The following is a 26,811-nucleotide window of genomic DNA, read 5'->3' on the forward strand; positions in this document are numbered from 1 at the left end:
ACGCAGAAAACAGCAGTATTAATGCACCCATACCTCTCTGGTTGTAAAGTCGATCGTAAAACTGGCCTGGCTGATCAGACTATAATTAAGCACCCCGTCATAGAGAATGCTTTCAGCTGCTGCCTGGCTTACCAATTTACGATTACCTAGCTGTAAAGCAATGGGGTTGAGGGCGATGCGTTGGGAAGTGGTGTCGTTTTGAAGTCCCCATTCGGCGGCCGTGTGGTGCGACAGCAGCAATTCGCTGATGTTGCCTGTGTCGAACAGGAACCAGTAAGTGCGTTTCCGGCGCGGAATTTCCAGAAAAACGGTGAGCTCGTTTCCGTCCAGCCCACTGGCAAAGCGGCTTTTTATTGGCGTAAATTTGCTGCGCTGCCTTTTGAGTGAGGCTGGCGTCTGCAGAGTCAGCTGATTGGCGGCTAAGTCAATCGTGAGCACTTTGTCCCGAAAGGTTTTGAGTGAGAGCACCCCGTCTACCTTAGGAAGCTCCTTCGGCAAAATGCTCATGACGTCCCAAACACCCACCGTCGCAGCAGGAAAAGAGACGTTGTCTATCTGTAATGCAACAGAGTCTATTTTCTGATAGCTGAACTGATCTCCTCTCATACGGTAGGCGATGCCACGGCCATATACCCCACGGCCCAGTTTCCTGGCCACCTCGGGCGAAATAAAGGTTTCACCTCCGCCGGTGTCAAACAGGAAATTATACCTCTGCCCCTGTATGGTCACTTCCACCTGTTTCAATTCCCGGAAGTAGTCTTTTAGCGGAATCGTTTCCTGGGCGACGGCTCCGGATACAAGAGCGAGACTCAGAAGCAGGCTTAAGAGGAGTATTTTCATACTGATTAGGTTACGTACTGGCACATCAATCATTCTAGCATCAACGTCAGGAAGTGTTCTGCTGTTTAGTTCCTGAACCGCTCTATCGTGTAGCCTTTCTGCCTGAGCATGTTTATCAGTCCTTTCTCACCACCTAAATGCCCCATACCTACGGCTATAAAGGCCCGATCATGCTGGATCAGTTTTTCAATATCATCCAGCCAGTTCAAGTTGCGTTGATCTACCATCAGGTTTCTTATGTCAGGCCCCAGTTCTTTATCTAACATTTCATTTGCCACAACATCTATCTCCCCACCCTTGTAAAGCTCGATCAGTCGTTCGGCCTGGGCCAATATCTGTTCATCCGTGAGGCCCTCCACTGGTAATGGAATCTGCTCCAAAACTCCCAGTACTTCCATAGCCGTTTCGAGCCCGGTTATTCGGATCTGGTGCCTGTCAGCTACCTGCATTAACGCACCTTCCATGCTTTTGAGGCTTGCGCCGTATTTGTTCAGCAGCACCTGATGGGTCTTTGCTCCCGTCCGAAACTTATTGTGTTTCCTAAACAGCGCCTGGTCCTCTTTGTCCCGCAGGTTTAGCTCGGTGGCCAGCACACTACACGTTTCAAGCGCAGCGATGGCATCATCACTTATTTCGATCTGGTCTGAAGGGTACTCGTGCATGGTCCCCAACAGAAAAGCTTCCCTGCCGTCGGTCGTTGTAATTTTCCAAAGCAGACTCGATGCTGGCTCCTGTTTTCCCGAACAGGAGCTTAACAGTAAGAGTAGGAAGCATGTGTAAAGCAGTGGCTTTTTCATTTAGTAAGTGGATATGTCTAAGTCAGATATGTGACTGCTCTCCCTATTGAGTCGGATTTAATGCTTCTCTGATCTTTTACCTCATCAACTCCCCCACCGTCTCAATCCCCCGCTTTTTGGCCAGCGAGAGCAGCTTGAGCAATAGCAGAGCCGTAGCAAAGGCATCCCCGGATGCGGTGTGGCGGTCGTCGGTGGGCAGGTTATACCTTTCGCAGAGGGCATCGAGGCTGTACTCGGTCGTTTTTAAGGTATGGCTATCGGCATTGCGGCGCTCGAGCCGGATGGCCAGTTGCGCTGTGTCGACGGAGCGGTTGCGGAGCTTGTCTTTTATACCTTGCCGCTTCAGCATCTGGTTGACCATCGCGATGTCGAAGGCCACATGCTGCCCGACCAGTATCGCGTTTCCGATGAAGTCGACGAAACCCTCTACTGCTTCCCGCTCGGCTATACCTTGTTCCAACTGCTTAGCTAACAATCCATGTACTTCGGCACTTTTGGTGGACGGAGCTCCCTCCTGCTGTACCAGACATTCAAAAGTATCCGACACGAGCACCTGCAAGCCACGCACTTTTATGGCACCGATGGAAAGCACTTTGTCGGTGCGCTGGTCCAGTCCAGTGGTTTCGGTATCAAATACTACAAACTCTACCTCGGATAGTGGGGTGCTGCCCGGGAGCTGCTCTTTTAGCGCATCGCTATACCTGAGCCAAAAAGCCGGGGCATTCTTATCAACAGGTTTCAGTTGGTGTAAAAGCGCTCTCAGCCACTCCATCAGCCGAGGTAGTTAAGTTGGAAGCGCACCTGCAGAAGTTCCTGTATGTCGCTGATCGGCTTAAAAGTGCTGCGTAGCGTCTGCCGCTCGAGTTTGTTGAGTTGATTGGGATTGAGGTAACGTCCTGAATTTTTGTTCCGGAGACCGTTGAGCGCCCGGAAGCGCATCATAATTTCGTAGGCCATGGCCGCCTCAAGGTATAGACCGGCATTCTGCGGCTCCAGCTCGGCCAGTTTCTCGAAGCGTTTGAGCGTGTTGTTCTCGCCGGCTATGCGATTGTCCAGGGTAAGTACCCGGGCGGCATCCACGAGCGGCGTCATGGCGCGCAGCTTGATGTCGAACTTGTCTTTATGTCCCCCTCCCCGCTCTACAATAAAATTGCGGAAAAAGCTCAGCGGCGGCGGACTCTGCAGCGCGTGTTTGGCCAGGAAAGGAAGAAAAATCCGCTCTTGCTGAATGTTGTTGTAGATGTAGTCTGTCAACTGCCGACTTAGACTGAAGTCGCCGTACACGGGGCGGTAATCGTAGAAAATGGAGGTATGCATGAGCGCCTCCTCTGTCGGTTCGTGTATCCAGTTGTAGAAGTACTGTTTCCAGGTATGGAGCGGCTGGCACCACTTCGGGTTACTAGCCATCATGTCGGCAGGGCACTTCTCAAATCCGCATTGCACCATAATATCGCGTACGATAGCACCCAGTTTCAGGAAGTAGGCCTGATGTTCTTTTTCCAATGCGGCATTCTTATCTTCGAACACCAAAGCATTGTCCTGATCGGTGCGGAGAAGCTGCTCTTCGCGCCCCTCGCTGCCTAACGACAGCCAACAGTAGTGCACCGGCGGCTCGCCCAATTCCTTTTCGGCATGCTGCAGCGCCCGCACAATAATGGCATCGTTTATCTCGGTGATAATGTTGGCAATAAAAGAAATGCTCACCTCCTGCTCCAGGTACTTCAGCAGCAGTTCCTCGGCACGGTCGCGTATACCTGGCAGGGAGGCAATGTCGCGGGTCTGGCGAATCTCGGAGATCAGCACGGCCGGGTTATTGCCCTGCGCCAGCAACAAATCATGCTCAGTGAGTACGCCCATAGCGCTTGAATTCACAGTGCCGTCGGTGGTCACGCATAGGTGCTTGACTTTATGCCGGATCATGTTGATCAGCGCATCGGCCATAGGCGGATTGGGAACAGTGGTGATGACGGGGGCCGACATGATCACTTCTACCGGTGCATCAATTGTAACGTGCCCGGCCACTACCTGACGGCGCAAATCGGTATCGGTCAGAATACCCAAAGGTCGCTGCTCACCATCCACCACCATCATAAAACTGGAATCTTTATCGCTCATCATCTGAGCAGCCAGTCGGATAGAAGTATCAGGCGGACAAGCAATCAGGTTTTTGGTCGTATCAATTTTGAGGACATCCTCCAGATGCAAAGGTATAGATGAAGGGGCAATGGTGCTTAGCCCCACCCGAGCCCGCTGCGCATCGCGTAAGGTTGGGTTTCGCACCGGCTGTCCCGCCGCAAAACCCGCTGCAAAGTATAGTGCCACCCGCGGATTTTCTGTCAGCACAGGTTCGAACTCAGCGATAGGTATAGCGTAGACCAGCGACTCTTCTGATGCGGTAGCGGTGGAGGAATAATTCATTTTGGCAATCAGCGCCCTCACCCCAAACACATCGCCCTCATCACAGACATCGAGGAGTTTCGGGCTGCCATTTTCGGTGCTTTGCTCCAACCTGACGGAGCCCTGCCTTACGATGTAAAAGAAATGATGTGCCGTATCGCCCTGCGCAAACAAAACCTGTTCCGGTTCCAGGTATAGCACCCGCACCTGCCTGGCCAAAGCCCGCAGTTTCTCCGGGTCAATCAGGTTGAAGGGCGGGTAGTTATTCAGAAATTCGTAAACGCGTTCCTGTATGACGTTGGAGGGCTTCATAGCGCAGGGTTATACCTGTTGAAGGTACGGTTTTGGAGACAGGATTGCAAGAGTAGTCTGAATCAGGATTCACAAGATTAATAAGGATTTGCAGGATTATCGCAAACATTTAAACACACCCCTATTATCCCAGCCTTCCCCTTTTATCGAGGGCCCCTACCCCCAAAACAGAGGAATGAGTTCGCCGCTGCCATCACACAGGTATAGCTTTGTAGCTACGGTTTCATGTGCACGATTAACATCCCCCTGTCCCCTTCAAAGGGGGACTTTCCGCCATTATTATCTTACAGGTATAGCTTTGTAGTTGCCGCGATTTGCTGCTCCTTATGAGTATACCTGCCCCTCCCATGAGGGGAATCTCAGCTGATGCCATCTCACAGGAATAGCTCCGTAGCAAACTACCACTGACAGGTATAGCAAGACAAACTTGCCCCTTAAGCTATGAAACAAATCTCCTCAGCCAAGTGCACCATTACGACTACCCACTGTTTGAGCGTTCAGCGAGTTTGGGGAGTCTTGACTTTTTTGCCTACTTTTTTTGTCAAGAAAAAAAGTAGGGCCCGGCCGGCCAGGCCAAGCTATGAAACAAGCTAGATTGTTAAGCCTGTGATTGCAGTTGCTACAAAGCAAAGCCCTATACCTAGAGGGGCCTATAATCGGGCCAGAGGCCCCACGATAGCAATCGCGAGAGAGGACGCTCGCGCCGTAAGCAACCACTATACCTTTCATCACCAAAATAGCCTGAAATGCAAAAGTCCTGCAACAGACGCCGCAGGACTTTACGCATTCAACTAAACTTATCAACTAAAAACTCTTATAAAGCACCCGCTTTAATTTCATCTACTACATCCGGATCAAGCAAGGTAGAAGTATCACCCAAATTAGACGTATCGCCTTCTGCTACTTTGCGCAGAATGCGACGCATGATCTTCCCGGAGCGGGTTTTGGGTAGTCCGCTTACAATCTGGATTTTGTCCGGTTTGGCGATTTTGCCGATTTTCTCTACAACTGTTTCGATGATCTCGGCTCGCAGGTAATCTTCGCGCTCCGGTATTTCTTTGCAGATAACGAACGCATAAATGCCTTGCCCTTTCACGTCGTGCGGGTAGCCTACCACCGCAGACTCCACCACGTGGTCGTTGTGGTTGATGGCATCTTCAATTTCGGCAGTGCCGAAGCGGTGACCAGATACGTTAATCACATCGTCCACACGGCCGATGATGCGGTACAGACCATCTTTGTCGCGCTTGGCCCCGTCGCCGGTAAAGTACAGGCCTTTGTAGGTGGAGAAGTAACTCAGGCGTGCACGCTCGTGGTCGCCGTAGGTAGTCCGGATGATGCCTGGCCACGGGAACTTCATACATAGATAGCCTTCTACTTCGTTATCAGTGATTTCCTTGCCCTCTGCATCCACCAGAATCGGCTGTATACCTGGCAGTGGGTAAGCTGCGTGGGCGGGTTTAATAGGCGTCACGTTGGCCAGAGAAGAAATCATGATGCCGCCGGTTTCGGTTTGCCACCAGGTATCAACCAGCGGACAGCGTTCCTTGCCGACGTGGGTATGGTACCAGTGCCAGGCCTCCTCGTTAATTGGCTCGCCCACCGAGCCCAGCACTTTGAGGGAGTCGAGGCTGTAGGAAAGCACATCGTCGATATCGCCGCCCATCAGAGAGCGAATGGCAGTTGGCGCGGTGTAGAAAATATTGACGCCGAACTTATCGACCACCTGCCAGAAGCGGCCCATATCCGGGAAGGTCGGCACGCCTTCGAACATCAGCGAAGTTGAGCCTGACAAAAGCGGACCGTAGAGTAGATAGGTATGGCCGGTGATCCAGCCGATGTCGGCAGTACACCAGTAAATATCATTTTCCTGTACCTGGAACACGTTGCTGAAGCTATACTGGGCATATACCATGTAGCCGCCGCAGGTATGTACCACGCCTTTGGGTTTGCCCGTGGAGCCGGATGTATAGAGAATGAAGAGCATGTCTTCGGCGTCCATTTCTTCGGCAGGGCAGTCTTTGCTCACACCCTGCACTTCGTCGTGGTACCACACATCGCGGCCTTCCACCATGTTCACGGCCCAGCCCAGACGCTCTACTACAATTACTTTCTGCACCGATTCGCAACGCTCCAGGGCCTCGTCTACCACACGCTTCACCGGAATCTGCTTCGCGCCGCGGTTCAGACCGTCAGAAGTGAGCACCATGCTGCACTGCGCGTCGTTGATGCGGTCGGCCATGGCCACAGCCGAGAAACCGGCAAACACCACCGAATGGACGGCCCCAATACGGGCGCAGGCCAAAACAGCGAAAGCCAGCTCCGGAATCATCGGCATGTAGATACAGATGCGATCACCTTTTTTGGCGCCATTTTTCTTGAGCACGTTGGCAAACTGACATACCTTCTCGTGGAGTTCGCGGTAGGTATAGCGGATAAATCTTTCTTTCGGATCGTTGGGTTCCCAGATCAGGGCCAGCTTGTTGCCGCGGGTTTTCAGGTGACGGTCGAGGCAGTTTTCCGTGATGTTCAGCCGGCCGCCCTTAAACCACTTTATGTTCGGCTCCTCGAAGTTCCATTCCAGGGTGGTATTCCATTTCTTGCGCCACGTAAACGTGCTCGCTATATCGGACCAGAACCCTTCCGGGTCTTCCACACTGCGCTTATAGGCTTCTTCGTATTCCTGATAAGTCTTGATTTGAATGTTAGGCATGATATCGGTTTGTTATTGGTATTTAAGGTTTATTCAGTCAGTAAAGGTGCACGATTCGGACAGGTTGAGACCTGTCCCTACAGGAACTTACTCCAGAAAAGCATTCCCGATTTTTCGCTCCTTCAGGTCATCGTGTATCTCCGTTAAAATAGCCGGATCGTCAATGGTAGAAGGTATAGCATAGTGCACACCGTCGGCAATGTTGCGTAGTATTTTGCGAAGAATCTTGCCGGAGCGGGTTTTGGGCAGTCGATTCACAATGAGCGCGCTGCGGAAGTAAGCCACGGCGCCGATTTTCTCCCGAATCAGGGTGATTAACTCCTGCTCCAACTGCTGCTCGCTAATGTTTTGTCCGTCCTTGAGCACCACCAGCCCAATCGGGCGTTGTCCGCGCAGGTCGTCGGCTATACCTACCACGGCGCATTCGGCTACGGCCGGGTGTGAGGCTACCATCTCTTCCATCTCTCCGGTTGAGAGGCGATGACCCGACACGTTGATGACGTCATCAATGCGGCCCATGATATAAATATAGCCATCTTCATCCATATAGCCCCCATCACCGGTCATGTAATAGCCTGGAAAACGATCGAGATAAGACTTGTAGAAGCGGTCGTTGTCTTCCCAAAGCGTTGGCAGACAGCCTGGAGGCAGCGGCAACTTCACGGCCACGTAGCCTTCCTGCGCAGGTATAAGCTCTTGCCCTTCCTCACCCAGAATCTCCACTTTATACCCACACACCGGCAAGCCTGCTGCGCCTGCCCTGGCAGGTTTCAGACCATAACCGACCATGTTCGCCACCATCGGCCAGCCCGATTCGGTTTGCCACCAGTGGTCGATGACAGGTATACGCAGCAGGTCTTTGGCCCAATAGTAGGTGGCCGGGTCGCAGCGCTCGCCAGCCAAAAACAGGTACTTGAGCGACGGCAGGTCATACTTGATTTTTTCTATCCCGTCCGGGTCTTCTTTTTTGATGGCACGTATAGCGGTTGGGGCGGTGAAGAGCACTTTCACGTCGTGCTGCATGATGACACGCCAGAAAGTACCGGCATCCGGCGTGCGCACCGGTTTGCCTTCGAAGAGCACCGTAGTGCAGCCATGAATCAGCGGCGCGTATACCAGGTATGAGTGCCCCACAGCCCACCCCACATCCGAAGCAGCCCAGAACACATCGCCGGGCTCCACGCCATACACGGCTTTCATACTGAATTTGAGCGCTACGGCATGGCCGCCATTATCGCGTATGATGCCTTTTGGTTTGCCGGTGGTGCCGGAGGTATAGAGCACATAGAGCGGGTCGTGCGCATCAACAGGAACCGGGTCGGCTGGCTGAGCTTTCTGCAACACGTCCATGTAGTCGAGGTCGCGGCCGGGCTGCATGTCGGCTTCCACGTAAGGGCGCTGCAAAATGATGGCATGCTCGGGCTTGTGTTTGCTGTCGTTCAAGGCTTTGTCGAGGAGCGGCTTGTAGGGGATGTGCTTGTCGAACTCAATACCGCAGGAAGCGGAGACAACCACCTTCGGGCGGGCATCGTCGATGCGCACCGTGAGCTCGTGCGGCGCAAAACCACCGAACACTACCGAGTGAATAGCACCTAACCTTGCGCAGGCCAACATAGCAACCACGGCTTCAGGTATAACCGGCATGTAAATCACTACAGTATCGCCTTTCTCCACACCTAAACCACGCAGCGCACCGGCAAAACGGGCCACCATGTCGCGGAACTCGCGGTAGCTGTACTTGCGAATGGTGTTGGTCACCGGCGAGTCGTAAATCAGGGCGGTCTGGTCGGCGCGGCCGTTCTCTACGTGGTAGTCCAGCGCCAGGTACGATGTGTTGAGCTTGCCGCCCGCGAACCAGCGGTAGAAGCCGTTTTCGTCGGTGGTCAGGATTTGCTTTGGCTCTTCGAACCAGGCAATCTGCTGTGCCTGTTCGCCCCAGAAGCCTTCGGGGTCCTGTATGCTTCTTTCGTAAGCCTCGGCATACGCGCTGTTGGTTTGGGTTACTGTATCCATATCTCCAATTCTTTTGTTACGATTAACTTTTTGTCAGTTCCTTGATTTTCTCTATCAGGAAGCGGGTTGAAAAGGGCTTTGGAATATACAGGTCCGCCCCTACGTCATAGCCTTTTTTGATGTCGGCGTCCTTGGTCTTGGCGCTCATAAAAATCACCTTGGCTCCGTCCATATTTTCCTGTCGGCGTATGTGCCGGCATACCTCGTAGCCGTCCACGTCGGGCATCATAATGTCGAGCAACACCACGTCGGGCCGCTCCTTGTCCACGCTCTCCATGGCCTCAGTGCCGTTGCGGGCAATGTATACCTGGTAGCCATTCTTGCGCATCAAAAACTCCAGCGGCATCAGTATACTCGGTTCATCATCCACGACCAACACCTTCAATTTCTCTTTGGTACTCATAGTTTTATACGTTTGCGGGCACATTTACTCTCACAGGCAACACGAACGAAAACCGGGAGCCTTTGCCCGGTTCGCTCTCTACCCAAATGCGCCCCTGGTGCGATTCAATTATCTTTTTGCAGATGGCTAGTCCCAGTCCGCTGCCCTCTGGTTTGCGGATGTTCTGGTTCTGCGCCTGGTAAAATTTGTCGAAAATCTGCTTGTGAAACTCCGGGTCGATCCCCTTGCCGTTGTCCACCACATTCACTTTTATGTCGCCGTCGATGTAGTAACCCGACACGATGATGCGGCCGTGCTCCGGGTTGCAGAACTTGACGGCATTGGAGACCAGGTTGACCAGCACCTGCATCAGGCGGTCTTTGTCGCCGCTGATGACCGGCAGGTTGTGCTGCACATCCACCACCAGGTCGATGTTTTTTTCCTGCACCAATTGCCCAAGCGCCTCCACCGACTCACGTACCACCTCTTCTATCTGCACCGGCCCGAGGTTGAGTTTTTGCTTGCCCGACTCGAAGCGCTCCAAGTCCAGCACATGCGTGATCAGTCGCGTCAGTCGTTCGGACTCCTTCACAATGGTTTGTAGAAAATGCTCCTGGTCCTCGCGCTCCATTTCGGGGTTGTCATACAGAATTTCAGAAAGCGCCCGGATAGAAGTAAGTGGGGTGCGGAGCTCGTGCGTGACTGTTGATAAAAACTCGTCTTTGAGCTCGTCGAGTTGCCGGAGTCGTTCGTTGGCGCTGCGGAGTTGTTCGGTGGCGCGGCGCAGCTCCAAGGATTTGCGGCGCAGTTCGTTGTTGATGGAAATCAGTTGCTGCGATTCTTTCAGGATATTGAGCACCTCGTCGATACTGATTTTCTCTTCCTTCACCACCGACGCCACCATAATGCGGGCCGACGAAGACCCGATAACTCCCGATAAGACCTTCTCGGCATAAGTCACCATTTTCGGGTCAGCCTTGCCGGTTTCGTCTTCCGGTTCGGGGTATTTGCGTTTGTAGGCTTTCATGGCGACTTCGGCTTTTTTCTCACCCAAGAAGTTCACCAGCAAGGATTTGATGTCAGGTATGTACGCCGTGCCTTTCCAGACGATGGAGCTTTCGAACACGGTGGAGTACCTGAAGATGTCCACAAATACTTCCGCCTGATTGCGCTCCTGCGACGTTTGCCTGCTCAAAAGCGACACGCCGATGTAAAGGCCCACATTCAGAAACATGCTCCAAAACATAGCGTGCGAAATGTAATCCATGCCCTGCAGGCCGAACAACTCGAAGGGTTTAAGTAAGGCTATACCTAGCGGTCCATGCTCCAGAATGGAATCCGGCAACATGCCCACCCCCACCATCGACGGCACCACCAGGGTATAGAACCAGACTGCTGCACCGACCACTATACCTGCCAGCGCCCCGTTTTTGGTGCCTTCTTTCCAGAAGATTCCCCCGATAATGGCGGGTGCAAACTGTGCCACCGCCGCAAATGACACCAGCCCGACTTCCACGAGCGAATAGTGTTCCGCCACGCCCTTGTAGTACAGGTATGCGAGTAACAAAATCACCAGAATGCCGAGCCTGCGACTGAAAAGCAGGAGCTTCGTGAACTGATTCTGGTAGCGGTTTTTGATGGCAGGTATACCTACCAGAAGCGGCATCACCAGGTTGTTGCTGATCATCACGCTCAGGGCAATGGTGGCTACAATGACCATGCTCGTCGCGGCCGAGTAGCCGCCCAGGTATACCAGCAGAGCAAGTATGGATTGGCCCTCGCTGAGAGGTATAGCCAGCACAAACATGTCGGCGTCTATACCTGCATTGCCGAACAGTATGTCACCGCCAAAGGCAATGGGCAGCACGAAAATATTGATGGCAAACAGGTATAGCGGAAAAAGCCACATGGCTTTGTTCAGGTGCTGTTCGTTCACATTCTCCACCACGGCTACCTGGAACTGGCGCGGCAAAAACAAAATAGCCAGCATCGACAACACAACCATCCAGAACCACTGCGAAAAGCCGTTGTCACTATCGAAAGTCATCAGCCGCTCAAAATCGGGTAGTTGGGTGGCCTGTTGCATGATGTCGCCGAAGCCATTGAACACGCCGTAGGTCACGAAAACACCCGCCATAATGAAAACCACCAGCTTGAAGAGTGACTCAAAAGCAATGGCTGTTACCATACCTTCGTGCCGCTCGGTGGCCTCCACGTGCCGCGTGCCATACACGATGGTGAACAATCCCAGGCCCAGCGAAATGTAGAAAGACGTATCGCCGAACATTGGGCTCCGGCCCACCTCGTTTGCACCGGTTAAGATGTCCAGGCTGCTGGCGATGGCCTTCAGCTGAATGGAGATGTAAGGTATAATTCCCAGCACGCAAACAATGGTGGCGATGCTGCCAAGCGTGACGTTCTTGCCATAACGCGACGAAATAAAATCAGCGATGGTGGTAATGCGCTGCACCCTGCAAATGCGGATGATCTTGCGCAGCACCACCCACCAGAGCGGTGCCATCAGCGTCGGACCAATGTAGATAGCCAGGTAGCCCAAACCTGTTGTGGCGGCCCTTCCCACCGAACCGTAATAGGTCCAGGCGGTGCAGTATACCGCAATTGAAAGCGCATAAATGTACGGATTGCCCACGAAGCTTCTGCCTGCAGCCGATCGCCTTTCTGCCCACGAAGCCAGCCCAAAGAGCAAAGCCAGGTAGAAAAATGACGCACCGATGACAAGCCAGTAGTTCATGCCTTATTTCTTCTGTTTTCTGGGATCCTGATGATTGATGTAAAAACCAATCGCGCCGATGCACAGGAGCCACACTACCATAATGTACAGGTATAGCACCGGCACACCGCCCACCGTACCCCCCGAATTGAAAATCGAGAGCAACGGAAAATTCAGCAACACCACGAAAAGGGCGCTGATGAAAAAGAGTCGTCTGCCTTTGGAGCGGTCACGCATGGGAGTTTGTGAATGTGTGAATGAGTGATTTAGCAAGTTAGTGAAACTGCCGAATGGCTGACCGATGGTAAAGCCACCGAATCAACCATCCAACAATTTAACCATTTAGCCATCAATAATCAATTAAACATTAATGCGCCACGGCCTCTCCTGCCCCTCTCGGGATGCGGATATCCTCTACCAAATCCTGAATATGAGCTGGCGGGGCTGGCGTGAAACGGGACACAACGAAGGACACGATAAAGTTGATAAGCATACCTACAGTCCCGATGCCTTCCGGTGAAATTTCCATGAACCAGTTCTCAGGTAAGTTGGCAGCCGGGTTGATGAACTTGAAGTAGGAAATGTATGCAATCGTGAACACCAGACCCGAAACCATACCCCAAATGGCACCCTGCTTGTTCATGCGTTTCGAGAAGATGCCCATGATGATAATGGGGAAGAACGAAGCTGCAGCCAGACCGAAGGCAAAAGCCACCACTTCGGCCACAAAGCCCGGCGGATTGATACCGAAGTAGCCTGCCACAACTACAGCCGCCGCCGCCGCTAACCTCGCTGCAATCAGTTCGTGTTTTTCGGATATACCTGGCATCACGGATTTTTTCAGCAGGTCATGCGAGATAGAAGTGGAGATCACCAGTAACAGACCAGCCGCTGTAGACAGGGCCGCAGCCAAGCCACCTGCCGCTACCAGGGCAATCACCCAGTTAGGCAGCTGCGCTATTTCGGGGTTGGCCAACACCATGATGTCTTTGTCGATTTTGAGTTCGTTCACAGCCGGGTCCTTCACATACTGAATGCGACCGTCTCCGTTCTTGTCGTCCACCCCAATCAGACCTGTTTTTTCCCAGTTACTTACCCACTGTGGCATCGCAGTAATCTCCTGATTGCTGGTGGTTTGCAGCATGTTGTACATCCCGAAAGCACCTACTGCCGGAGCAGCTGTGTAGAGTATGGCAATAAACACCAGCGCATAACCTGCAGACTTACGAGCGTCTTTTACTTTTGGCACTGTGAAGAAACGCACGATTACGTGCGGCAGACCCGCCGTACCCACCATCAGGGCTGCCGTGATGAAGAACACGTCAATCGTAGCCTTGCTGCCGTCGGTATAGGCTGTGAAGCCAAGCTCCGGAAGCAAACCATCGAGTTTATCTAGCAGGTAGGTGCCGTCGGCCAGCGTACCGCCCATCCCCAGCTGTGGAATCGGGTTGCCGGTCAGCATCATCGAGATAAAAATAGCGGGTACCATGTAGGCGAAAATCAGCACGCAGTATTGCGCCACCTGGGTATAGGTAATGCCTTTCATACCCCCCAACACCGCATAGAAGAGCACGATGATCATACCGATAACCACACCAGTCTCAATCTGCACTTCCAGGAAGCGGGAGAACACAATACCCACGCCGCGCATCTGCCCAGCCACATAGGTAAATGAGATGAAAATAGCACAGACTACCGCCACCAATCTGGCAGTTTTGGAATAGTAGCGGTCGCCCACAAAATCAGGAACCGTAAATTTACCGAACTTGCGCAGGTAGGGTGCCAGCAAGAGTGCAAGCAACACGTAGCCGCCGGTCCAGCCCATCAGGTATACCGAGCCGTCGTAGCCCATAAACGAGATGAGTCCCGCCATGGAGATGAACGAGGCAGCCGACATCCAGTCAGCGGCCGTAGCCATTCCGTTGGCCAGTGGGGAAACGCCGCCGCCTGCCACGTAAAACTCTTTGGTAGAGCCCGCCCGCGACCAGATAGCGATGCCGATGTAGAGGGCGAACGTGATGCCCACGATAATGTATGTCCAGGTTAAGATTTCCATTGTCTTAAGGTTTTTGTGGTGGGAGATTAATCTTCGTGCACGTCAAATTCGCGGTCGAGCCTGTTCATCAGCCACACATAGATGAAGATGATCAGCACAAACACATAAATGGAGCCCTGTTGCGCAAACCAGAAACCCAGCTTAAAACCTCCCAGCCGGAACTGGTTGAGTTCGTCGACGAGCAAAATGCCGAAGACATAGGACACGGCGAACCAAAGGCCCAATAGCGTCAGGAGGATGCGCACGTTGCGTTGCCAGTACTCCTGCATTCTGTTCTTGTTATTTTCCATGGGTATAGCGATTTGTTTTTAAGGTTCTGTTACAAGTAAATCATGGCCTGCAGTGTGATCTCCGGACGGTACTTCAGGTTATCGGGATTCGTGAAATCCGGGCGGTTGCGGTAGTTGAGCGTGAGTTTGGAGTGGTGGCCTTCGAGTAAGAGGTTAGCACCAAGGTCGAGCATTTTCACAGGCACTTTTTCGCCGCCGCTGTTTTGCACGCCATCCAGATTGCCATAGCTATAGGCGGCGTATGGCTGAAGTCTGGCCTTCTCGGTGATCAGGTCTTTTGGCAGCAAATAACCCACCTGCCCGTACAAAATATCGCCGGTGCCAATGGTCGGGAAGGCATTGCCTCGGAGTCCGCCTCCGCCTTGCGCCGGGTTCATGATGCCGATGTTGCGCACGTTGTCTCTCCCGAAGTCATAGTTATAATAAGCGCCATAGGCTGTGAGGGCTGTGTTGGCTTCGGTGTTGAGCGGCAGGTCCAGAAAAGCATCCACACCAAATAGGCTGATGTTTTCTTTCACGGTCTGCATACCTGCCACGGTATTTTCTTCGCGCCACATGCCGTCTTTATTGTGCATAAAACCTGCGCCTATGTTAAACACACGCCGCGTACCCAGATAAGTGCCCACCATGAAGGGCAACAGGTTTGATTCCTGGTCCCAGAACTGCCAGTTAAAATAGCCCTGGTATACCTTATTGTTGTTCCGTGGATTGTAGTTGGCATTTTGACCAATAGCCTCTGCCGTGTTTGTCAGGAAGGGATCATTTACGGCCACACGATAATCGAGCTTTGCGAGTTTGCCTTTGGCGTACACGCCCAGCATACGGCCGAACTGGTCGGCGGCGTCGATGGTGGCCCAGTTGAAGATGGGTGCGTCGATGGTCATGAGGTTAAGCGTACTGGCATTGGTCATGCGCGAAACGCCGTTCCAGTAATGCAGGCCCGCCCCTATTGACAGCTCCTTGTCGAACACCTTATACTCCGTCCAGGCATCGTGGATGAAGATTTGCGGCTTCTTGCCATCCAGTGCCGGGTTTGCTCCGCCGCTCACGGCATTCTGGTTGTTTACCCCAAAGTGCAGGAGTACCAAAAAGCGGGGTGAAATCTGGGAATAAGTCAGGAAGCGGGAACGGCGCAAACCAAAATCGAGCGTATTATCGACAGGCTCGCCGTTACGAATGGTGCCCGAATTATGCTCATTATACCTGACCCATACCTGGTGCCAGGTGATAAAGCGGATATACTTGCTGCCGTCTTCGTTGAGGGGCAACTTTATACCTGCCCCGTACTCCGTAGAGCCTTGAGCAGACACACTCTTTCCTGCGCAGCAAAGCACCAGCCCTGCCGCTACAAATAGTAACAATTTCTTCATTTGGAATACTAGATGTTAAGGTGAAGAGAGGTCAGCTGTTTCCCCGAATTCTTTATCTATTTTAAGGAAGATTTATGAAAAAGGGTAAAGGGGTGTATATATTTGGTAAGTTGGTATACATGAGTGGTAGAATGGGGTTTTTTGTGGATTTTCGGGGTTGGTTATACCTATCGTATGTAAGATAGAATCTTGTTGTATTACTAGTTTTAGCGAAGTGATAACTGGTAGTTGCTTAGACATTATTTGCAACTGGCGTAGCTTGAGCTGTTGCAGGTATAGCAACTGAGTTGTTTTATAGCTTGCCCTGGCCGGGCGGGCCTTACTTTTTGTCTTGACACAAAAAGTAAGCAAAAAAGTCAAGACGCTTTTAAACTCGCTGACCGCTCAAACACAAAATCGTCAAGGGTGCACCGGGTTGATGTTGTTTGTTTTATAGTTTAAGGGCCAAGTTACTCTTGCTATACCTGTCAGTGGTGTATACACTTAAGACATAACTTATTCTTGTAAACCGGCAAGGCAGGAAAGTCCCCTTTGAAGGGGGGAAGGGGGATGTTAATCATGCACAAGCTGCCAATTGAAACTCCCGAACACCCTCGGAAAGAGCCACTTAATAGCTCCACACTCGCAGGGCACTAGCATGGATCATAGTAGCTACCACACCAGGAAAAACAATTTAACCATCAACAATTTAGCAATTCACTTAATCCTTAAACCGCTTCCACCTAATCATCATGTACTTGTCGCCGAGTTCGGTGATCATCATGCCGGCCCCTTTCAGGTTGGCGCTGTTCTTCATGTGCTCTACCAGCTCGGTGTGGTTCAGGATTTTGTAAGTCGGGTGGTACTCTGTTTGCTCTGGCGCCTTTATTTTATACTTGCGCACCCAGTTCATGATGGAAACGTGGCTCACACCCAGAATCCGCTCAATTTCGCGGTAGCTGATGCCTTCGATGTAGAGCTGTAGCGCTTTGGTCACATAGTAACTATCGATCCCTTTCCCGAGCTTATTTACCGTAAAATAGTAACTGCATTTTTTACAGCGATAACGCTGCCTATCGTTGATGATGCCGCTTTTCACGACTTCCATAGCACTGCAGCGCGGACAGATGGGATGCTTCATAACAGACTGAGGTATAACAGTTTCTAATATCAGGTATACCAATTTAGCATAACTATATCAATTTAGCAAATTATACATAAAGTATATATTTTTAAGTATCAAGAGGTTAGGGTAATTGATAGGTTAGGGATTTCTATACCTGTGAGGAGTTGCCCCAGGTATAGCTATACCTGGGAAAAAAAACAAAGCACCCTTCTGGTTAAGAAGAGCGCTTTGCTGTTATGGATTTAATTCAATAATTGTACTGCAAGTGCTGGTTATACCTACATATCCCGCACCGATACCAGAACTTCCTTAAAATCGTCGGTATTATTCAGGAACCAAACAATTTTACGGCCCACTTCTTCGGGTGAGGCTAGTTCGCCCTGTTCTTTATAATCTCTGAACCGCTGCACATTACTGAACTTCTCCACATCACTTTCCCGGATGTGCTCCTGCATAGCGGTATCCACCACACCCGGCGACAAGGAGAATACCTTTACACCGGAGCCGCGCACGGTCTGCTCCTGCTGTACCGTTTGCGACATCATATCAATCGCCGCCTTGGAAGCACAGTAGCTGGCCCAGCCATCTATCGGGTATTTTCCTGCTCCTGAGCTAATGTTCACAATCAATTTGGGCACTTGCTGCGACTGGTATACCTGCAGGAAGCTGTTCATCAGCATGGCGGGCACAATCACGTTCACGTCAAACACAAACTCAAAGCGTTCGTTCGGCATACCTTCTCCTACATAACCAATATCGCCCAACACGCCGGCATTGTTAATCAGCACGAGTTTTTCTGCGTCTCTGTACGGGACAAACACTTTGTGCAGGTTGTGCTCCACGGCAGGTATATCCGAGAAGTCGAGCGGTTGGTGGCGGTAGTTTTTATGCTGGATGGTGCTGTTGCGACACACGCCAATCACAAAGTTGTTCTCGTCCTGCAGCAATTCTTCCGCAATGGCCTTGCCTATACCTTTGCTCGTTCCGGTGATGAAGTAGTAGTTCATGAAAGTTTGGAAGTTTAGGGTTCTTCTCTTAAAGTACGAATGGGATTCAAGATTTGGTTATACCTATACCTACTGGATGAGGTTTTTACAAAAAAAGCTGGCATTCCTGCCTTCACAGAAACACCAGCTTTTCTTTTGCGCGAATTACAGACTCGCTTTTATGTATCAGTCACGGATTTAGTGCTTTAGCCTTTACTGCAAGGGCTGGTGCACGATTCCGACAGGTCGCGACCTGTCCCTACAAGTTCAACTCCTAAACTTTAAAGAATATACTGACTCAGATCACGGTTCTTCACCATGTCAGACAGCCTTTCGAGCACCATCTCGCGGTTGATGACGATGTGGGCGTTGGCGCCGATTTTGTCAGGCACATCGAAGAGGATGTCGTTGAGCAGGCGGCTCATCACTGTGTGCAGACGACGGGCACCAATGTTCTCTACTTCAGAGTTTACTTCGAATGCGATAGATGCGATTTCATCCAGGGCTTCGTCGGCAAAACTCAACTCTACGTTCTCTGCTCTCAGGAGTGCTTCATATTGCTTGGTCAGGGCGTTTTTCGGGAACTTCAGGATCTGGTAGAAGTCTTCCTTGGTCAGACTTTGCAGTTCCACACGAATCGGGAAACGACCCTGCAACTCAGGTATAAGATCCGACGGTTTGGCCACGTGGAACGCACCAGCGGCGATGAACAAAATGTGGTCGGTGTTGATGACACCGTACTTGGTGTTCACCGTAGAGCCTTCTACAATTGGCAACAAGTCGCGCTGCACACCTTCGCGGCTCACGTCGGGACCACCGCCACCTTTGCTGCTTGCGCTGGCTACTTTATCAATCTCATCGATAAAGATAACGCCGGAGTTCTCTGCTTTAAAAATCGCCTCTTCCTTCACCTCATCCATATCGATCAGTTTGGCGGCTTCTTCTTCCAGCAAAATCTTGCGGGCTTCGGCAATGGTTACTTTGCGCTTTTTGGTCTTCTTGGGCATCATGCCGCTGATCATCTCCTGGATGTTCATCATCGAAGCCTCGTCCATACCTGGCCCCATCACGCCCATACCTGGCATAGCGCTCTGCTGTACCCGGATTTCGATTTTGCGGTCCTCGAGCTCACCATTTCTGATTTTCTCTCTGAATTTCTCGCGGGTGCGCTCGTTCAGTTCGTAATCGTTATCGGGCATGCCGTTTGGCTCAGAAGTACTCGAAAAACTCGGCGTCGCGCGACCACCCTGAATCGGAGGTATAAGTGCATCCAAAATGATGTCTTCCACCACCTCAGCGGCTTTCTGCTTCACTTCTTCCTTTTTCCTGGTCTTCACCATGTTCACCGATTGCTCCACCAGGTCTCGCACCATGCTTTCCACGTCGCGGCCTACGTAGCCAACTTCTGTAAACTTGGAAGCCTCTACTTTGGTGAAAGGCGCATCGGCAATCTTGGCCAGACGGCGGGCAATTTCTGTTTTACCCACACCGGTTGCACCGATCATCAGAATGTTGTTGGGCACGATCTCGCGGCGAATGCTTTCGTCGGCATTCATGCGGCGCCAGCGGTTGCGCAGCGCAATAGCTACGTTTCGTTTGGCGTCTTTCTGCCCGATGATATATTTATCCAGCTCCTCAACAATCTGGGCTGGTGTTAAATGCTCAATTGAATCTAACATTTTCTCTAATTAAAAATTTAAAACCGACAGCCAAACACCAGGTATAGGCTGCCTCCTTGTTTACTTCTACGTTTCGGGAACGTGTCAGTGCTAAGGGTGAAAAGGTGTGCCGCGCTGCAGGTGAGAGCGACCTTCTCACCAGTTTTCTTTTCTCCCGACTCCTTTGCCGTTGATACTCAGGTATACAACGTCAAATTTTTGCAGGTGGTGTGCCTTAAGCAGCAAACGAGCCGGTATATCCGTGACATGTAGCTCGCCCCAACTGCTCGTCAAAGGCATGGGCTGCCAGCTGGCCCTGCAATGGTGCGCACCTGATAGCCCATCTCTTTGAAAGCTATACCTACGCCTGGGCGAAAGATTCAGGAACAAGGCAAGTAATAAGAGTAACCCGATTCACCTTTAGATGTTCATCCCTTTGACATCCTCCGACACAGTCAGATTAAGCGGATGCTTTACCTTCTGCTTTAGCAAGGCAATCTGCACCACATCATCCACTCTATCTACGTAATGAATATGCAAACCCTTGATGTACTGCTCCGGTATCTCTGTGATGTCTTTGCGGTTTTTTTGGCAGAGGATCACATCGGTTATACCTGCCCGCTTGGCAGCTAGGATCTTCTCTTTTATACCGCCCACCGGCAGCACCTTGCCACGCAGCGTAATCTCGCCCGTCATGGCCAGGCGCGACTTCACTTTGCGTTGCGTAAACACCGAGGCAATGGAAGTAAAGATGGCTATACCTGCCGACGGCCCGTCCTTCGGCACGGCGCCTTCCGGGAAGTGGATATGCAGGTCGTACTGATCGAACAGGCGGTAATCGATGTTTAAAAGCTCGGCGTGGGCTTTCAGGTATGAGATGGCCGTCATCGCTGACTCCTTCATCACATCGCCCAACTGGCCGGATAGTGTCAATTTGCCTTTGCCTTTGCTCAGGATAGACTCTATGAACAGGATATCACCGCCCACCGAGGTCCAGGCCAGGCCCGTTACTACACCAGCCGTGTCGATGTCCTGGTAGATTTCCTTGTCGAAAGTCTCCGGACCCAGAATCTTCACTACGTCTTCCGGTTTAATGGCAGGAGTAAACTTCTCCTCCATCGCCTTCTGCTTGGCCGTGTTGCGCACCAGTTGCCCGATTTTACGCTCCAGGCTACGCACGCCCGACTCGCGGGTATAATCATCGATTACTTTTTGTAGCGTGGCCTTCGACATTTTCACGTCTTCTTCCTCCAAACCATGTTCACTTACCTGCTTCGGCACGAGGTGGCGCTTGGCAATCTCAGTCTTCTCTTCCAAGGTATAGCCGGTCAGTTCGATGATCTCCATACGGTCGCGCAGGGCGGGCTGAATGGTGTCCAGAGAGTTGGCGGTGGCAATGAAGAGCACCTTCGAGAGGTCGTACTCCACGTCCAAATAGTTGTCCATGAAGGTATGGTTCTGCTCCGGGTCCAGCACCTCCAGCAAAGCCGAAGACGGATCGCCACGGAAATCAGAGGCCAGTTTATCGATCTCGTCGAGGATGATCACCGGGTTGGAAGAGCCCACTTTTTTGATTTGGCTGATGATCTTTCCTGGCATGGCGCCCACATAGGTACGGCGGTGACCACGGATCTCCGCTTCATCGCGCACGCCGCCCAGTGACATTCTGACATATTTACGACCCAATGCCGTAGCAATAGAGCGACCGAGTGAGGTTTTACCCACACCAGGAGGGCCGTAAAGGCACAGAATAGGCGCCTTCATGTCCTTTTTCAGCTTGAGCACGGCCAGGTACTCAATGATGCGCTCCTTTACCTTTTCCAGACCGTAATGATCGGCGTCAAGTATCTTTTTGGTGCGCTTCAGGTTGAAGTTATCTTTGGTAGTTTCGTTCCAGGGCAGATCGAGCAGAAACTCCAGGTAGTTGACCGCCACCGGGTACTCAGCTGCCTGCGGGTTGAGGCGGGCCAATCGCTCAATCTCTTTGTTGAAATGCTTGGCTACAGCCTCCGGCCATTTCTTTTTCATAGAACGTTCACGGAAGCGCTCGATCTCCTGATCAGGTCCCTCCTGTCCCAGTTCGTCCTGCAACACCTTGATCTGCTGGCGCAAAAAGTAGTCGCGCTGCTGTTGGTCGATGTCGGTGTGTACCTTGGTATGAATTTCCTGCTTAAGCTCCAGTAGTTGAATTTCGCGCAGCATGATCTCGAGGAGTTGCGTGCCGCGCTCCACGCCGTCGTTCACTTCCAGCAGTATCTGCTTCTGCGCCACATCCACGTTCAGGTTGCTCGAAAGGAAGTGTGTCAGGAAACTCGGGCTGTCAATATTATCAAGGGCAACTTGCGCCTCCTGCGGAATTTCGGGGTTTAGCTTAAGCATCTTGGCGGCCGCGTCTTTCAGCGAGTGTACCAGCGCCTTTACTTCTTTGCTCTTTTTGTTCGGGAAAGTGTCTTTGCAGTAGCTTACCTTGGCTGACAGGTATGGGTCTTCCTGCGTAACCTCCTCTATTTTAAAACGGCTCTGCCCCTGAATGATAATAGTTGTATTACCATCAGGTAGTACCAGCATTTTCAGGATTTTGGCCATCGTACCGATCTCGTACAAATCTTCGGCCGACGGATCGTCGCTGTTGGTGTTGCGCTGCGCCACCACGCCAATGATTTTGTCGCCTTTGTGGGCTTTGCGCACGAGGCGCACTGATTTTTTGCGGCTAACAGTAATAGGCAATACCACCCCCGGAAACAATACTGTGTTGCGCACCGCCAGTAAAGGCAGTTCGCCCGGCATATCTTCCGGCAGCATTTCTTCGTCAGGGTCAGTGGTGATTACCGGAATCAGATCGTCGCTATCATCTACCGACATGTTTCCGATTAAAAGATGGTTGAGAAAGTTCTCCAGTGTATAGTTCATAGATTGTATCAGTGCCAAATTGACATAAAGGTAATGGAAAATCCGCTTTATGTCTGTGGAGTGTATTATTGTCAAGACCTGTGCCAAGTGCTGCTGTCTGTCTAAATTGTCGCACTGGCAGCAGCGTTGGCACTTCTCCCCAAAATATAAGGGATTATTAATAAATCGTTTCAGAACATAGGCTAAAAAATAATATCTTTGGTTTCAGGTATCATGCTCTGTGCCGATGAAACGACTTAACGCCCCTGCTTTCTTCCTGCTGCTGTTGCTGTCCCCGCTCTTGTGTATGGGTCAGCTGAAGCATACGCCATTGCAGGACGGGCCTGACGTGAAGGTGAAGAAAAAGGCTCCGAACCAGGAAATGCACCTGGACTTCCCGAACCTGAACCGGATCGCCCACTATAAGGACTCCAAGAAACTTTCGGAGATTCAGCGCCTGGAAAGACGCAAACAATACGGACAAGCCCTCAAACTGCTCGAGGGCTACGTGCGCAACTTCGGAGTGCAGAACTTCTACAAAGACACCAAACTCCTTTGGAGACTGGGCCAGCTTTACGAGCGCCAGGATATGATGGCTCAGGCCATGGAGGTATACCGCCTCGTGCTTAAGCACCACCGCTCCGACATCCGCCAGGTGCAGTCCTACTACGACTCGCTGGAGCAGAACACCAAGGACTATTATGTGCCGCTGAGCTACTACTACGAGCTGGTGGAGTACCGCAAGTCTATCTCGACTTACCAGCCGCCACGCGGGGTATACCTGAACATGGGCAATACCATTAACTCGATTTACGAAGACTACGGCCCCACCCTCAACGCAGACAATAGTACGCTTATCTTCACCTCAAAGCGCACCTTTCAAGGTATAGAAAGCAAGCCGAACGAGGACCTCTACTACTCCCAGAACAGCAACGGCTACTGGACCGAGGCACAGTCTTTTGGTAAGCCCATCAACAGCATTTACAACGAAGGCTCCGCCACGCTTACCCGCGACGGCAAGACGCTGTACTTTGCCCGTTGCGAATCGCCGGACGGCTTTGGCAACTGCGACCTGTACAAAGCAAGTCTGCAGCCCGACGGCAGCTGGCACGAAATCGAGAACCTGGGCCCAAATGTAAACAGCCCATCCTGGGACTCGCAGCCTACCCTGTCACCTAACGAAGACACGCTCTATTTTGCCTCCGACCGCCTGGGTGGTTTTGGCCTTTCTGACATTTACTTCACACACAAACTGAAGAATGGACAGTGGGCTAAAGCGCAGAACATGGGCCCGATCATTAATACACGTCAGAGTGAGGTGAGTCCTTTCTACCATCCTAAGTATAAGGTGCTGTACTTCAGCTCCCGCGGACAGCTGTTCAATTTCGGCGATTTCGACATTTACAAGACTTACCTGGTGGGCGGCAAATGGCAGGAGCCGCGTAACATCGGGCCGCTCGTGAACGGGCGGGGCAGCGAGTACTACTTCACCATCGATTCGCAGTCGCAGAACCTGTACTACGCCCGCTCCGAAGAAAGCGACCTCAAAAACCTGGACCTCTACTCTTTCCCACTGCCCATGGAAGCGCATCCGCTTGCCGTGACCAAAGTGGAAGGTGTCTTGCGCGATTCTGTTTCCAACAAACCGCTATCGGGTGTCATCTCCATCATCGACCTAGATAATGGCATCGAAATCTCGTCGAAGTACATCCGTCCGGACGGTTCTTTTGCCTTCCACCTGATCGACAACGCACGCTACATGATGATTATCCAGAGTCCGGACTTCTTTACGATTCAGCGGGAACTGGCACTGCAACAGGACACTTCATTGCAGATCATGACCAGAGTGATCGATCACAACATTCCGATCGTGTTCCGAAACATTGAGTTTGAGCCAAACGAGTCGAATATTACAGAAGAGATGCACGCCGTTCTGGATGAAGTGGCTTACTTCCTGGTGGAGAACCCGGGATTTCGGCTGGAGATTGCGGGCCATACCGACAGCGCCGGTGACCCGGAGTTTAACCAGATTCTGTCCAAAGACCGCGCCGATGCCATCCTGCAGTACATACAGCACAAGGTGCGCCTCGGCGATGGGCGTATCGATGCCTATGGTTACGGAAGCAGCAAACCCCTGCGCGAAGAAAAGACAGAAGAAGACCGCCGCATTAACCGCCGCGTGGAATTCCGCTTGATAAAACCAGTTCTGCAAGGGCGAGGTACAGGAAAGTAGTTCACCTCGTTTCCTATACCTTATGCCTTTCACCGCTGCACATCCTGCTGCCGTACTGCCCTTGCTTAAAAACAGCCGCTGGTTTTCCGCCACCGGCTTGATCACAGGCAGCATCGCACCCGATTTTCAGTATTTCCTGCTTCTCCCCCTTTTTACGCACAGCGGCCATAGCTTGGAAGGTTTGTTGTATTTTAACCTGCCTGTCGCGCTGGGTATAGCAACCGTCTTCCACCTAATCGTGCGCCGGCCAGCTATAGCACACCTCCCCAATTGGCTAAAAAGTCGGGCGCTGGCTATACCCGAACCAGACTGGCTCCATTATCTAAAAGAGCGGAGGTTTGTCTTTGCCATGTCAGCCATACTCGGCGCAGCTACTCATATCTTTTGGGATTCCTTCACCCACGAATCAGGGCATTTCGTACAGAAATGGCCCGTGCTGACAGGTATGGTAAATGTGATGGGCTTTGAGATTATGCTTTGCCGCTTCGTACAGCATAGCAGTACATTGGTGGGTGCGCTGCTCATCCTGCTCTATACCTGGCGCCAGCCAACCGTAGCTATACCTGACAAAGTGAGCCTGCAACAAAAGATAGTGTTTTGGTCAGGTATAGGTATAGCAGGTATAGCCTTTATGGGCTACGCTCTATACGCCAGCGCCTTTATGCGCTCGCCGATGGGAATAGTCGTCTCGTTCCTGACTGGCTCTATGATGGGGACCATTGCCGTGAGCACAGCTTTAAAGCTAAGCTGGCTCAGGAAATGGAATTAAGGATCGTTTACTTCTGAGCCTGCGGCAAGTCTGCCAGCACACGTTTTGCCATGTTCGGCATGTTGTCGCTCACAATGCGCTGCACGTCGTTCAGGTTGGACTGGTAAGGCACTTTTACCTTGTTGCCTGACACAAGTTCGCCCTGGCTGTTATAGATGGAGTAATGCACCAGGAAATCGCGTTCGTAGTTCCAGGTAGCGCGGTCCAGGCAGTTTTCGTAATTGGTCTTCACCTCAAACTGGTTGATGAATACGTAGTAGTCGATGCCATACTGGCCGTTGAAGTGGGAGAAGAATTTCGGGTCTTTCACTTTCACACCAAAGTGCTTGTTCTCGTCCTGCGCTACGGGCACTGTAGCTGGCTGACCGCCTCTGATATTCAGGTCGTTCTTTTTGCGTTTCACCCAGTCCAGTGCGTTTTCGCGCTCCTTTGCTTTTATGGTAGGCTGGTGGTTGTAGCGCGACTGTTTGTTATCCTGGTAGCCGTAGCTCAGCGATTTGTACAGGGTGCTCAATTCGCTCACGCTGTCGCGGTAAACACCGCCCAGCAGGTTGATAGTCTCGTATCCTTCGGGAGCCAACAAAGCATTTAGTCTACCACGGAACACGTGGCGCACGTTCTGGCGCGGTATTTTAGAATGGCGAGCTATCTCGTCGTCGGCGTCAGAGAAGTACAAGTAAGGGTCAAACGGTACTACCAGGATACGTTGCTTTTCTTTACTCTCCAGCGTTGGCAGTGTAGAGGCCGCAGCCGAGGTACTCGCTTGCGTGCGGGCCGGGCCCGTTGGATTGGTTGTAGTCGCTGCTCTTGCTGGCTGTGCAGGGGGTATAGCGGCTGGCTTAGCTGCCTGAGGTTCAGCCTTGGCGGTGGCGGGCTGCCTGGCCGGTGTAGCCGGTGTTTTGGCTGCAGTGCTGGCTGGCTGACTTGCAGCTGCTGGCGTAGCATTTACCACATTGCGCTGTGGGTTGGCAGTAGTTGCTGGCTTGGTAGCAATAGCATTACCCTTGGCACCGCGGCGCTTTAGGTATAGCGTCTGGCCCATTTGCAGTTGCGTACCATTCCACTTTTGCAGTGAGTCGAGCGGGATGTTAAACCGACGCGACAGGCTGTAGTAGGTATCCCCCTGCTGTACCAGGTAAGTGGTGTCAACTGCAGCGGAACGCTGAGGTATAGAAAAAGCCGATGCTACTGGTGTAGCACCGGCTTGATTAAATGCAAATAAAACAAAAAGTATGGCTACAGTTAAGGCGCTCTTCACGACGGCTCTCAT

General features: G+C 51.9%; 19 protein-coding genes. 2 read left to right on the forward strand and 17 right to left on the reverse strand.

Annotated elements, in window-relative coordinates:
- Positions 1-18: 18 nt before the first annotated feature.
- The 16 genes from AC4QZR_RS01195 to lon form a co-directional block, all read right to left on the reverse strand.
- Complete coding sequence (locus AC4QZR_RS01195; protein WP_494479290.1) at positions 19-840, reverse strand: aspartyl protease family protein; 822 nt, start codon at positions 838-840, stop codon at positions 19-21.
- Between the two features lie 65 nt (positions 841-905).
- A complete protein-coding gene (locus tag AC4QZR_RS01200; protein WP_494479291.1) occupies positions 906-1,637 on the reverse strand; it encodes a TraB/GumN family protein in 732 nt (243 codons plus the stop codon).
- Between the two features lie 76 nt (positions 1,638-1,713).
- Entirely contained in the window at positions 1,714-2,409 is a 696-nt protein-coding gene (locus AC4QZR_RS01205; RefSeq protein WP_494479292.1) for a 3'-5' exonuclease, read from the reverse strand.
- The gene (locus AC4QZR_RS01210; RefSeq protein ID WP_494479293.1) at positions 2,409-4,346 is read right to left on the reverse strand and encodes a DUF294 nucleotidyltransferase-like domain-containing protein; all 1,938 of its coding nucleotides are present in this window, start codon (positions 4,344-4,346) and stop codon (positions 2,409-2,411) included. Before AC4QZR_RS01210 ends, AC4QZR_RS01205 begins: the two co-directional genes overlap by 1 nt.
- Positions 4,347-5,160: 814 nt before the next feature.
- Positions 5,161-7,059 (reverse strand): acetate--CoA ligase, encoded by a 1,899-nt coding sequence (gene acs / locus AC4QZR_RS01215; RefSeq protein WP_494479294.1) that lies wholly within the window; start codon positions 7,057-7,059, stop codon positions 5,161-5,163.
- A gap of 87 nt (positions 7,060-7,146) precedes the next feature.
- The gene (locus tag AC4QZR_RS01220; protein WP_494479295.1) at positions 7,147-9,072 is read right to left on the reverse strand and encodes a propionyl-CoA synthetase; all 1,926 of its coding nucleotides are present in this window, start codon (positions 9,070-9,072) and stop codon (positions 7,147-7,149) included.
- A gap of 22 nt (positions 9,073-9,094) precedes the next feature.
- Positions 9,095-9,475 (reverse strand): response regulator transcription factor, encoded by a 381-nt coding sequence (locus AC4QZR_RS01225; protein ID WP_494479296.1) that lies wholly within the window; start codon positions 9,473-9,475, stop codon positions 9,095-9,097.
- 4 nt (positions 9,476-9,479) lie between these two features.
- The gene (locus AC4QZR_RS01230) at positions 9,480-12,206 is read right to left on the reverse strand and encodes an ATP-binding protein (RefSeq protein ID WP_494479297.1); all 2,727 of its coding nucleotides are present in this window, start codon (positions 12,204-12,206) and stop codon (positions 9,480-9,482) included.
- 3 nt (positions 12,207-12,209) lie between these two features.
- A complete protein-coding gene (locus AC4QZR_RS01235) occupies positions 12,210-12,422 on the reverse strand; it encodes a hypothetical protein (RefSeq protein ID WP_494479298.1) in 213 nt (70 codons plus the stop codon).
- 130 nt (positions 12,423-12,552) lie between these two features.
- Positions 12,553-14,241, reverse strand: a complete 1,689-nt coding sequence (locus AC4QZR_RS01240; protein ID WP_253400689.1) for a sodium:solute symporter family protein — start codon at positions 14,239-14,241, stop codon at positions 12,553-12,555.
- Between the two features lie 26 nt (positions 14,242-14,267).
- Positions 14,268-14,531, reverse strand: a complete 264-nt coding sequence (locus AC4QZR_RS01245) for a DUF4212 domain-containing protein (RefSeq protein ID WP_220627049.1) — start codon at positions 14,529-14,531, stop codon at positions 14,268-14,270.
- Positions 14,532-14,560: 29 nt separating this feature from the next.
- Positions 14,561-15,901, reverse strand: coding sequence for a hypothetical protein (locus tag AC4QZR_RS01250; protein WP_494479299.1), 1,341 nt, complete (start codon positions 15,899-15,901; stop codon positions 14,561-14,563).
- A 700-nt stretch (positions 15,902-16,601) separates the two neighbouring features.
- Positions 16,602-17,021 carry an IS1/IS1595 family N-terminal zinc-binding domain-containing protein gene (locus AC4QZR_RS01255; RefSeq protein ID WP_494479300.1) on the reverse strand — a complete coding sequence of 140 codons (420 nt, stop codon included), beginning with the start codon at positions 17,019-17,021 and terminating at the stop codon, positions 16,602-16,604.
- Between the two features lie 263 nt (positions 17,022-17,284).
- Complete coding sequence (locus AC4QZR_RS01260; protein WP_494479301.1) at positions 17,285-18,013, reverse strand: SDR family NAD(P)-dependent oxidoreductase; 729 nt, start codon at positions 18,011-18,013, stop codon at positions 17,285-17,287.
- 260 nt (positions 18,014-18,273) lie between these two features.
- Positions 18,274-19,671, reverse strand: a complete 1,398-nt coding sequence (gene hslU / locus AC4QZR_RS01265) for an ATP-dependent protease ATPase subunit HslU (protein WP_494479302.1) — start codon at positions 19,669-19,671, stop codon at positions 18,274-18,276.
- Positions 19,672-20,070: 399 nt separating this feature from the next.
- A complete protein-coding gene (gene lon, locus AC4QZR_RS01270) occupies positions 20,071-22,560 on the reverse strand; it encodes an endopeptidase La (RefSeq protein ID WP_494479303.1) in 2,490 nt (829 codons plus the stop codon).
- A 226-nt stretch (positions 22,561-22,786) separates the two neighbouring features.
- Between lon and AC4QZR_RS01275 the strand changes: the two genes are divergently transcribed.
- A complete protein-coding gene (locus tag AC4QZR_RS01275) occupies positions 22,787-24,772 on the forward strand; it encodes an OmpA family protein (protein WP_494479304.1) in 1,986 nt (661 codons plus the stop codon).
- A 22-nt stretch (positions 24,773-24,794) separates the two neighbouring features.
- Positions 24,795-25,541, forward strand: coding sequence for a DUF4184 family protein (locus AC4QZR_RS01280; RefSeq protein ID WP_494479305.1), 747 nt, complete (start codon positions 24,795-24,797; stop codon positions 25,539-25,541).
- A 7-nt stretch (positions 25,542-25,548) separates the two neighbouring features.
- On the opposite strand, the gene AC4QZR_RS01285 is transcribed toward AC4QZR_RS01280, so the two are convergent.
- Positions 25,549-26,811 (reverse strand): LysM peptidoglycan-binding domain-containing protein, encoded by a 1,263-nt coding sequence (locus AC4QZR_RS01285; RefSeq protein ID WP_494479306.1) that lies wholly within the window; start codon positions 26,809-26,811, stop codon positions 25,549-25,551.

The sequence above is a fragment of the Pontibacter sp. YIM B11418 genome, from assembly GCF_059278805.1.